The 9,346-nt window shown below is 61.3% G+C and carries 10 protein-coding genes; all 10 read right to left on the bottom strand.

Features of this window, described 5'->3' with window-relative positions:
* Positions 1–34 precede the first annotated feature (34 nt).
* A complete protein-coding gene (locus CZ203_RS00650; RefSeq protein ID WP_087064183.1) occupies positions 35–874 on the bottom strand; it encodes a hypothetical protein in 840 nt (279 codons plus the stop codon).
* 99 nt (positions 875–973) lie between these two features.
* On the bottom strand, positions 974–1,309 hold the full coding sequence (locus CZ203_RS00655; protein ID WP_143436030.1) for a glutamyl-tRNA amidotransferase: 336 nt from the start codon (positions 1,307–1,309) through the stop codon (positions 974–976).
* On the bottom strand, positions 1,306–3,069 hold the full coding sequence (locus tag CZ203_RS00660; protein ID WP_235847421.1) for a VirD4-like conjugal transfer protein, CD1115 family: 1,764 nt from the start codon (positions 3,067–3,069) through the stop codon (positions 1,306–1,308). Before CZ203_RS00660 ends, CZ203_RS00655 begins: the two co-directional genes overlap by 4 nt.
* Entirely contained in the window at positions 3,066–4,853 is a 1,788-nt protein-coding gene (locus tag CZ203_RS15005; RefSeq protein ID WP_235847422.1) for an S-layer homology domain-containing protein, read from the bottom strand. Before CZ203_RS15005 ends, CZ203_RS00660 begins: the two co-directional genes overlap by 4 nt.
* 129 nt (positions 4,854–4,982) lie before the next feature.
* Positions 4,983–6,422, bottom strand: coding sequence for a hypothetical protein (locus CZ203_RS15010; RefSeq protein ID WP_235847423.1), 1,440 nt, complete (start codon positions 6,420–6,422; stop codon positions 4,983–4,985).
* Positions 6,423–6,591: 169 nt separating this feature from the next.
* Positions 6,592–6,936 carry an LPD28 domain-containing protein gene (locus CZ203_RS00670; RefSeq protein WP_087064184.1) on the bottom strand — a complete coding sequence of 115 codons (345 nt, stop codon included), beginning with the start codon at positions 6,934–6,936 and terminating at the stop codon, positions 6,592–6,594.
* A gap of 12 nt (positions 6,937–6,948) precedes the next feature.
* Entirely contained in the window at positions 6,949–7,848 is a 900-nt protein-coding gene (locus tag CZ203_RS00675) for an ArdC-like ssDNA-binding domain-containing protein (RefSeq protein WP_087064185.1), read from the bottom strand.
* A gap of 6 nt (positions 7,849–7,854) precedes the next feature.
* Positions 7,855–8,262, bottom strand: a complete 408-nt coding sequence (locus tag CZ203_RS00680; RefSeq protein ID WP_159456286.1) for a DUF3846 domain-containing protein — start codon at positions 8,260–8,262, stop codon at positions 7,855–7,857.
* A 54-nt stretch (positions 8,263–8,316) separates the two neighbouring features.
* A complete protein-coding gene (locus tag CZ203_RS00685) occupies positions 8,317–8,982 on the bottom strand; it encodes an antirestriction protein ArdA (protein WP_087064187.1) in 666 nt (221 codons plus the stop codon).
* On the bottom strand, positions 8,979–9,149 hold the full coding sequence (locus CZ203_RS14345; RefSeq protein WP_159456287.1) for a hypothetical protein: 171 nt from the start codon (positions 9,147–9,149) through the stop codon (positions 8,979–8,981). The genes CZ203_RS00685 and CZ203_RS14345 overlap by 4 nt, the downstream gene beginning before the upstream one ends.
* Between the last annotated feature and the right edge of the window lie 197 nt (positions 9,150–9,346).

Consider the following 9,346-nt stretch of genomic DNA (forward strand, 5'->3'; position numbering starts at 1 on the left):
TATGCTCTAAAATGCGTCTCGAATTGAGACGCATTTACAGGCCGAACATCTCCTTTACGATCCGGTCCGCGCCTTTCACAAGGCCGGTGAGCACCAGCATGTTAAAGACGAGCTGCCCCAGGTACTGCCACGCCATGGTGACGGCTGGCAGAGAGGCGTCCGCGGCCGGAGTGGCGCTGGACAAGAACGCGGAGTAAATGAGACAGGCCAGCACGATCACCGCGCCCTCCATGCACACGCCGATATACGATTTGATGAACGCCTTGCCGGTGGCCGCCGTCCCCTCCCCGGCGAAAGAGGAAAGCGGGAGCGGGGCCAGCGCGGTATACATGTAGAGCTTAAAAAAACGCCCGTAGACGGTCAGGATCAGAATGAACGAAAGCACGGTAATGACAAGGCTTGCCAGAAAGGATACCAACCAGAGGGGAATGGATTGTAAAAAGCCGATCTCCTCAATGGCCGTCACCAGCTCCGCCGGTAAGTCCGCGCCCGCGCCGATCATGCCGCCCAGCCCGGACATGACATTGCTGATAATGCCGCCGCAAATACTGAATACGGCGGTCATGATCTCCATGGAGTAGCCCACGGCCACCTTGGCCGCCGCAAAGCGCACGAAATGACGCAGGGCGTATTCCGGCCGCTGTATCTCGCGGAACGACGCGGCGGATTGGAATACACCCATGGCGAAGAACAGCACCAGCAGGCCGTAGCCAATGCCCTGCATGGTGCTGGCAATGCCTGTTATCACATTCCACACGTCGCCGCCCTTGAACGTCTCCGGCGATTGGGAGAGCAGCGCCCAAAGCTCGGCCAGCTTGTCGTTCCAGGTCCCCAGCGCGTTTTCTATGTTTCCTACGATCCAGTTGTCACTGATAAAATGTCACCTCCTGAAATGCGTCCCACCGTGGGACGCATTTTTCGACTTTGTTTCAACCGGGCCGGGGCGGGCGTGACAGCCCGCCCCTCCCGCGCTTTACACCACGCCGATGGTGGTCAAAATCTCCTTGCAGAACGCGATCAGCAGGCCGCCGAACAGGCATAGAAAGCCCTGTGTGCGCTGGCTAGCGTCGTGGGATTGGACGCTCATGCCTACCTGCACCACGCCCCAGCCCAGGATGATGATACCGATAGCCTTGATACAGCTAAAAATGAAGTCGGACAGGTTGTTGACAATGCCCAGCGGGTCGTCGGCGGCCAGGGCCGGGACGGTGAATACACACACGGCCAGCACCAGGGCCGTCCATACCGCCATCAGGCGGCGGCCCTTGGCGCGGGCGCGGAGGTCGTTCTTCTGGTTCAGTTTCTTCATGCGGTTTCCTCCATATCTTCAATAATTTCGATCTCGTCCAGAGAGGTAAAGGAAAAGCTAAGGTCGTCCACGGCATAGAGGCACACGGGGCTGTGAATGTAAGGGGCGGCCCCGCCGTCCTCCGTTAGCTTGATATTGGGGTGCTTCGTCAGCTCGTACTTATCATCCAGCACGGGCCGCTCCCCGCGCAGCAGGACGATGGCAAGGCGGTTGTCCAGCATACGGACTTCATCCGGCGTCATCAGCTCGCGCCCGGCCTGTTGGAAGTTCTGGGAGTAGGAGCCGTTGCGCCCCTTGCTCTGGCTGTGGGTGGCCGTGTCGATGGTCTCCTTGCCCAGCAGCTCGGAAATGTACTTGTGGGTGCTCTGTTCGTTACCGCCTAAATAAACAAAGGCGTCGGCGTTACCGATAATGCCTTCCCACGAATCCTTAAAAAGTTCTTTGAGCTGGCTGATATTTTGCAGAATGATGGTGGACATGACGTTGCGCGATCTCATGGTGGCCTGCAACCGGGCGTACCCGTCAGGCAGGGCGACATTGGCGAACTCATCAAAAAGGAGCCTCACGGGGACGGGCAGGCTGCCGCCGTGCACCCGGTCCGCCTGATAGTACAAGGTCTGGAACGCCTGGGTGTAGAGCATACCCACCAGAAAATTAAGGGAGTTGTCGTTGCTGTCGGGGATCACGCAGAAAATGGCCTGCTTGCGTTCGCCCAGCTTCTCCAGCTCCAGCGTGTCGCCGCCTGTGATGTTCTGGATTTCCGGGAGGGTGAACGCGGACAGGCGCACCGCCGCGCTCACCAAAATGCTCTTGGCGGTTTTTCCGGCGGCTTGCTGGAAAATCTTGTACTGCCGCACGGCGATATGGCCCGGCTGTTCCTCTGCCAGCGCCTCGAACAATAAATCCAGCGGCGATTGATAATCGTCGTCGTCCTCCTTGGCCCCGCCGTATTCGATCATGGTCAAAATCATCTCCATGTTCTGTTCCTGGGGTGGCGCTTCATGGAGCAGGTAGAGCATAAGCGCGGCGTCGAGGGCGGTCTCGGACTTTTCCCAGAATGGATCTGAATTGGAGGCGTTCTTGGGGGTGGTGTTCTTGATGAAGTTATCAATGAGCCGGAACACGTCGGAATCCCTGCGGATGTAGTGGAACGGGTTGTACTGGTCGGAGCGGCTGGGGTCGATCAGGTCGAACACCCGCAGGGTGTATCCCTTTTTCAGCAGCAGCGGCCCGGCGGAGCGCAGCACCTCCCCCTTGGGATCGGTCACGATATAGCTGGTATTTGCAAGGAAAATATTGGGTTTTACCACACCCCGGGTCTTGGAAGCCCCGCTGCCGCCCACTACAATTTGCAGCAGATTGCGCCGGTGCTTCCGGCTGTTCAGCCCCATTTTCAGGTGCTGGGTGAGAATGACGTTTTTCTCTGGGTCCTTGTCCCGGTACTTTTTATCAAGCTGCCGGACGCTGCCCCATTTGGCGGAGCCGTGTTCCTCGCCGGGCCGCCTGTTCTGCCGGGTGGAGCAGTACAGGCCGATGGCGCAGGCGTAGGCGGCCAGCGCCCCCAGCAGGAACTTGGGCGTGTGCGCTGTCCAGCCGATGGCAAAGGGGCGCTCCACCACCAGGTTGAAGCGCCCCATAAACTCGATCAGGTTCATATCGTCCTCATAGGCATAGGCGGCAACTGCGCCCAGCCAGAGGACCACAAAAGAGAACGCCGCCCAGGTGGGGGCGCTCTCCCGGAAAGACTTGCCTTGCCTCACTTACTCCACACCTCGCCGCCGGACTTATCATAGGCCGCGGTGTGGCCGTTGGCGGCCTCCATCACGGCGTAGTAGGCCCAATGGCGGCGGGGTACATCGGGAAAGGTGTTGAGCCTGCGGGGGTAGCCGCTGATATAGTCGGCGTCGGCCTCCCGGCCCAGCAGGCGGTTTACAATGGTGACGACCTCGGCGCGGGTGATGGCCGCGCCGCCCCGGAAGGAGCCGTCGCCGTAGCCGACGATCCAGCCGTTCACGGCGGCGTCATGGATATACTGCGCCGCCCAGTAGCCGTCCGATACGTCGGTAAAGCCCTCGTACCGCTCCATGATCTCCGGGTCGCCGTCGCCGTAGGCGTCGAAGAAGCGCACGGCCATGGCGGTAAACTCGGCGCGGGTGATGGCCTCGTTGGGCGCAAAGGTGGTCCGGCCCCGGCCATAGGTGACGCCGTAGCCGTTCAGATACCGCACATAGCCGGAATACCACGCGCCCGCGGGAATGTCGGAAAACTTGGTGACTGCCGCCGTGGGAATGGTATCGCCGTTCTTCTCCGCCAGCAGGCGGGCGAAGATGGCGGCGGCCTCGCTGCGGGTCATGTTCCGCTCCGGCCCAAAGGTGCCGTCCCCATAGCCCACGATGTAGACGCCGTGGCGCTGGGCCTCCGCCTCCACGGCGGGGACGGTCAGTGAACCGTCTGTATCAGTCTCGCCGGTCTCCTTGCCGCCCAGGTCGGATTTGACGATCACGGTCACGCCCTCCTGGGGATTTTTCTTCTGGTCGGTCACGGTGACGGTGATCCTGTGGTCCTCGTCCATATCCACGCCCTTGGGGAGCGTGACGGTGATGTTGCCGGTCTTGCCCACGGCCACGCCCGCGCCCTGGATGGGGCGGCCCGTCTCGTAGTGCTCCACACGGACAGTCAGGGTGAAGCAGTCCCGGTCGGCGTCCTCATAACCCACGGTGGCCCTGCCGTCGCTGTCTGTGGTGCCGATGGAGCCGGGGACGGTGAGCTTGCCCGCCCGGTCGGTCTTGCCTGCGCAGGAATTGTCGTTTTTATCGGTGACGGCCACGGCCATATCCGCTACTGCCGATTTGTCTTTCACAAGCTGGACGGTGATGGTGGTCTGATCGTTATAATCCAGCAGGCGGCTGTTGGGGAGACGGATGGAGAGGGCGTTATTCTTATCCAGCGCAACGGCGGCCCCGGAGACGGGGTTGCGGGTATCCGTGTCTGTGACGGTGACGAGGTAGCCGCCCACGGTGGCCTCGCCGTGGGTATCGGTGGTGGCCTGGTTGTAAATCTTCTCGATCACGGCGGTTTCCAGCACCACGCCGCAGTTCACGCACTCGGTATGCTTGCTGCCCTCGCTGGTGGTGGTGGCGGCCTTGTCGATGATCCAGCCGCCCGCCTTGTGGCCGGTGGCCTTGGTGTATTCTCCCTTGTGGGTCTCGCCGCATTGGGCGCAGGTAAAGGTGGTGAAGCCCATTTCCGTACAGGTGGCGGCGGTGACGGCCTCCGTGTAGTCGTGGGCGGCCACGTCGGTATAGCCGCCGGTGTAGCTGTCGCCGCACCGGGCGCAGGTAAAGACGGTAAAGCCCATTTCGGTGCAGGTGGCGGGGGTGGTCTCCTCCGTGTAGTCATGGCCCAGGGCCTTAGCAATGACCGCGCCGCATTTGGTGCAGAGCTGGGGTTCGGTGCAGGTGGCCGCCTCGCCGGGGACGTGGCCGCTGGCGGCGTCCCCCTCCAGCCGGTGGAAGCCGCAGCGGGTGCAGCGGTACTCTGTCATACCTTCGCCGGTGCAGGTGGCCCCGGTGACAGGCGTACCGGCGTCCCAGGTGTGGCCCAAAGCGTCTGTATAATCCGTAATGAACGAGCTGCCGCACCCAAAGCAGATGTGCGTCGTGCGGCCGCCCGTCTAGCAGGTGGCCGGGGTGACGGAAGAAACATAGTCATGGGGCAGGGCGGCGGTAATGTCGGTGATGTGGCGGTCGCCGCAGACGGCGCACTCGCTGACAGTGTAGCCGGGGCTGGTGCAGGTGGCGGCCACGGGGTATGTTTCGTACTCATGCTCCCCCCTGGGGGTTTCGGTCACTTTCACTTCACCGCAGCGGTTGCAGATTTCCAGCAGCTTGCCGTCTGTCTCGCAGTCGGCCTCCCGGACTACCACGCCCTGCCACGCATGGCCCAGCGCCGCCTCGTAGTCCCGTTTCTCGATTTTGCCGCAGTCCACACAGAGGTAGCGGTCATAGCCCAGGGTGTAGCAGGTGGGGGCCGTGCTGTCCAGCAGCGTGAAATTGTGGGCGCAGGGCTGATTACAGCAGTTGCCGCCGCAGTTTTTGTCCTGGCAGCCGCAGTCCGGGTCGCCGCAGCCGCACCCGCAGGAGCCGTCCGCCGTCTCCCGGAGCCAGACGTAGGCAGCGCCGTTCTCCGTCATGCGCTCCCCGCCGTAGGAATAGGTGATCTGGTAGTAGACGGTATACTGCCCGGCCTCGGTGTAGTTGGGGGCGGAAGTCATGGTGCAGGATTCCGCACTACCGCCGTAGCGGATGGCGGTGGAGACGCCCCCATCGGACAGGTCGGTGACGGACAGCGTGTGGGGCTGGCCGTCGGCCACGCCGTAGTAGCTGGCAACAACGGATTTCGCCGCCACATACTCCGAACGGGTGTAGCCGCAGTCCGCGCAGGCTTCCACCTCTACAAACCGCTGGTTGGCAAGCTGGGTGAGCACCGTGCCGTCCAGGTCGTGCCTCTCCGTCTCGGTTTTCCTTTCGTGATTGGTGCCGTAGCAGAAGCAGCAGTAGGTGCCGCCTGTGGTGGTCTTGGTGTGGTAGCGGCTGTCCGCGTATTCATAGGTCACGCTTTCGGGCAGGGTCTCGGTGAACTCCGCCGCGCAATCGTATAACCAATAAACATTGCGGCCATAGGCGTACCCGGTGCCGCCCATGTTGGAATTGAGCGTGCCGCAATTCTCGCACACGGCCTTGGTCCAGTGGTAGCCGGTGTAATAGGCGTCCTTGCCGGGGGTGCCGTCGTTGACGTTGCCCACGCTCTCGCCGTCGATACATGTACCGTCTGAATACTTCACATTCCGGTTCAGGGCGGTCCTGCCGTCGCGGGTGTACTCGGGCGTGCGGAAGATCTCAAACGACGTGGGCTTGCCGCAGTCCACGCAGTTGAACGTCTCGCGGGTCACGACGGCATTGGCGTCCAGCTCATTGGTCCGGCCCACGGCGGAGAGCCAATGCTCGGCGGGGTCGTGGTAGCTGTTCACCTGGGCGGCGGAGGCGGCGGGGATCATCCCGGCGCACAACGCCAGCGCCAGCAGCAGGGAAAGAATACGTTTCTTCATGGTCATATAAGGCATTACCTCCAATAATTTTGTGATAGAAGAAATGCGTCCCACGGTGGGACGCATTTAGTGGCGTGGGGTTTTAGGGGTTCCCCCTAACAAGTGTCGTTTGTGTTTAACAAATGACGTACTTGCTCGTACAGCGACGCCTACGGCGCCGCTGTGCGGGGCCGGGTCAGTCCGCGTCGTGGGGGGCCAGGTACTTATCCTCAAATTCAGCGGGTGTGAAGTACCCGGCCCCGGTGCCGGTGAGAAAGTCGCCGGGGCCGATGGGCTTTTCCCCATTCTCCGGCAGCTCCACGGGAACGGGGGTGAGAACCGTGCCGTAGAAGTCCTCCTCCCGGGCCTGCGCCGTCAGGGAGAAGATACGCCGGGGGGAGCCAGCGCGGGCCGCGATCTCATAGCAGGCCAGCCCCGGGTGGAGGGCGGCGCGGTCTACCCGGTGGGGTGTGAACAGCGCGGGAATGGTGAAGATTTCAATTTCTTCCATGCGGGCGGTGTTGGCGTTGATAGTTTCCATACTGTTTTCCTCCTAATGTGAAAGGACGTTTTTACGGTGGTGAACAGCTTCCGGGGCCTCGCGCTCCGGCGGCTGAATGGCGTTTATGATTTGGGAGGCCGCGGTGCGGATGGTGTCGAGCGACGCTTTCAGTTCTTTCAATTCCTTGCCCTTGCTCCATCCGGCGACATACGCGAACGAATAATCCGATGTTTCAATGCCGAAGTGCTGGCACACGACATACGCCACGCTTTCGGCCTCTATCTCCTTATGCCTCCGCTCCTTTCTCTCCTTTGGAAGATTTTTCGGATCGTGAAGCAGGGCATGGGCGATTTCATGCACCAGCGTTTTGACGGTCTGCACCTGGCTCATGCCGGAGCGCAGGACGATCTTCTGTTCCCGTGCGCTGAAATAGCCCTTTGCGACGCCGGGGACCTCGCCCTGTTCCACCGGGACCGGGGAGGTCTTGGCCAGCCGGTCGTAGATTTCAGAAAAGCCGGATACGTCGCCGGTCAGTTCGTCCACGCCCAATGTGGGCAGCTCCCGGCCCTCCGTCTGGCTCACGTCAAAAACCGTTGTCACCCTAAACCGCATGATCTTGACCATGCGCGTGTCTGTCTGCTGTTCGCCGTCCGGGTCGGTCTGCTCCTGCTCCACAAGGCGCTTGTATGGGCAGGGCGCTAAAATATTGATGCCGGTCTCGTACCGTTTGACTTGGCGGCCAAATTCCTTTTTCCACGTCCCGTAACCGGCAACGTGGGTAGCGTGGGGGCATTGCAGGTAGATCAACATGACGTTGCCGATACTGTACTGGTGGAATTTGGACATAACACGGAGGTATTCCGCATACCGCCCGCTGGCGTAAAGCTCCTTGATCCCGTTCTCCAGCTTGTCGGTCAATTCGGCCACCCGTTCGTCCATTGCCTGGGACATGGGCGCTTACCTCTCCGGCGGCTTGGGCGCACGCGGGGGCTGGTCCGGCTGGCTCCGCTGCTTGGGAGACACTTTCATGGTGATTGCCTCGTTGCCCTCGGCTCCTATCAGGATTTCCGCGTGGTGGAATTTTTGCTTGTATCGCTCCATCTGCTCCGGGGTCAGGGAACAAAAATCTTCTTCTCCCAGGCCGCAGACGAAAAAGGTTCCGAACACGCCGCCGTAGCCGCCCTCCATGCTGCGGTTGAACGGCAGGCCCAGCGCGATTCCATCATCATTACAGACAACGGCCACCTGTTCCTCGTAGGGGTAAATGGCCTGGATCGTGCCGCCCACCGTGGCCTGCATTTCATTCAGGCCGTCGATCTCTTTTTCATAGGGGGCATAGTCCGGCTCGACTACTAAAACATTCAATAAATCAGCTCCTTTTCTGAAAATGGGTACAAAAAAAGCGCCCTCTGTGGGGCGCTAACGTGTAGGGGCGGCGGGCGGATGTTCCGGCGGGCGCTCTCTGGCCTTGGCCTGCATGGGATACTGGAACACCCGGTACTCCTGCGGGATATTCAGGGCGTCGTAGACTTTTTGGAACGGGGAGCGGTTGTTGCAGATATATCCCTGCGGCGTCAGCTCTCCGCCCTCGTTGATGGCTGTATCCTCCCCGTAGGCGGCGAAGTCAAAGTAATACTGCGCCTTTGGGGAAAGGTGAAACTCACGGTGGGTATCCACCAGCAGCCGCCCGTAGTCCTCGTAGGTCTTGACCTCGGGGAGCAGGTCATAGCAGTCCAGATTGTACGTCAGGTTGATTAAATCTTGCAGGTTTCCGCCGTACTCCCCATGGCAGACGGCGGCGGCGAACTTCTCCAGTTGGCCCGGCGCTAAAACGCTCATGCGGGCGGCCAGATAGTTCAACTCGTCCAGATGGGCATATTCGCCCAGGGAGGCCGCAAGGCCGGGGACGCCGCTGGAATACTCGGTGATGATGATTTCCTCATACCGCAGGCCGTCCACGCCGATGGAGCGAAGCGCCGCCTGCACCTGCTCCGTGGTGGTGGGAAATACGAGTGCGGCGTCTGTCAGGGTCCCGGCGTTGTATTTGCCCAAATTGGCGATATGGGCGGTGATTTCAGGCGTCACCGGCTCTGCCCGCCCTTATCTCTCTTGAAAATCTCCTCCTTGAGCCTTAGCTTCTCGTCCATCTGGCGGCACCGTTCCAGCTTGCTATAAATGTCCTCCTCGATCTCACGGGGCGTCAGCTCCACATTGGGGTAATACCGGCGCAGACGGTCGCCCGTCAGGATCACCTTGACATTTTCCGGCCGCTCCTGGGGGCCTTTGAAAATATCCTCCTCCGGGGGGTTCTCGCTGGACGCGGCGGCAGGTGCAGGGGGCGGGCCGCCTGCGGGGTTGCTGGGAACAGCGGGAGCAGCGCCAGCGGCGGGGGGGGGGGGCGGGGCCGGGGGGGGGGGGCCTTTTTTACACTCCAGATGGGGTAGAGCGG

Source organism: Intestinibacillus massiliensis, from assembly GCF_900155735.1.
GTDB lineage: Bacteria > Bacillota > Clostridia > Oscillospirales > Butyricicoccaceae > Intestinibacillus > Intestinibacillus massiliensis.

Coding starts and splice junctions, on each gene's coding strand:
- CZ203_RS00670 (WP_087064184.1), bottom strand. CDS start 6,936: ATGGAAACTATCAACGCCAACACCGCCCGCATGGAAGAAATTGAAATC.
- CZ203_RS00675 (WP_087064185.1), bottom strand. CDS start 7,848: ATGTCCCAGGCAATGGACGAACGGGTGGCCGAATTGACCGACAAGCTG.
- CZ203_RS15005 (WP_235847422.1), bottom strand. CDS start 4,853: ATGACAGAGTACCGCTGCACCCGCTGCGGCTTCCACCGGCTGGAGGGG.
- CZ203_RS15010 (WP_235847423.1), bottom strand. CDS start 6,422: ATGACCATGAAGAAACGTATTCTTTCCCTGCTGCTGGCGCTGGCGTTG.
- CZ203_RS00655 (WP_143436030.1), bottom strand. CDS start 1,309: ATGAAGAAACTGAACCAGAAGAACGACCTCCGCGCCCGCGCCAAGGGC.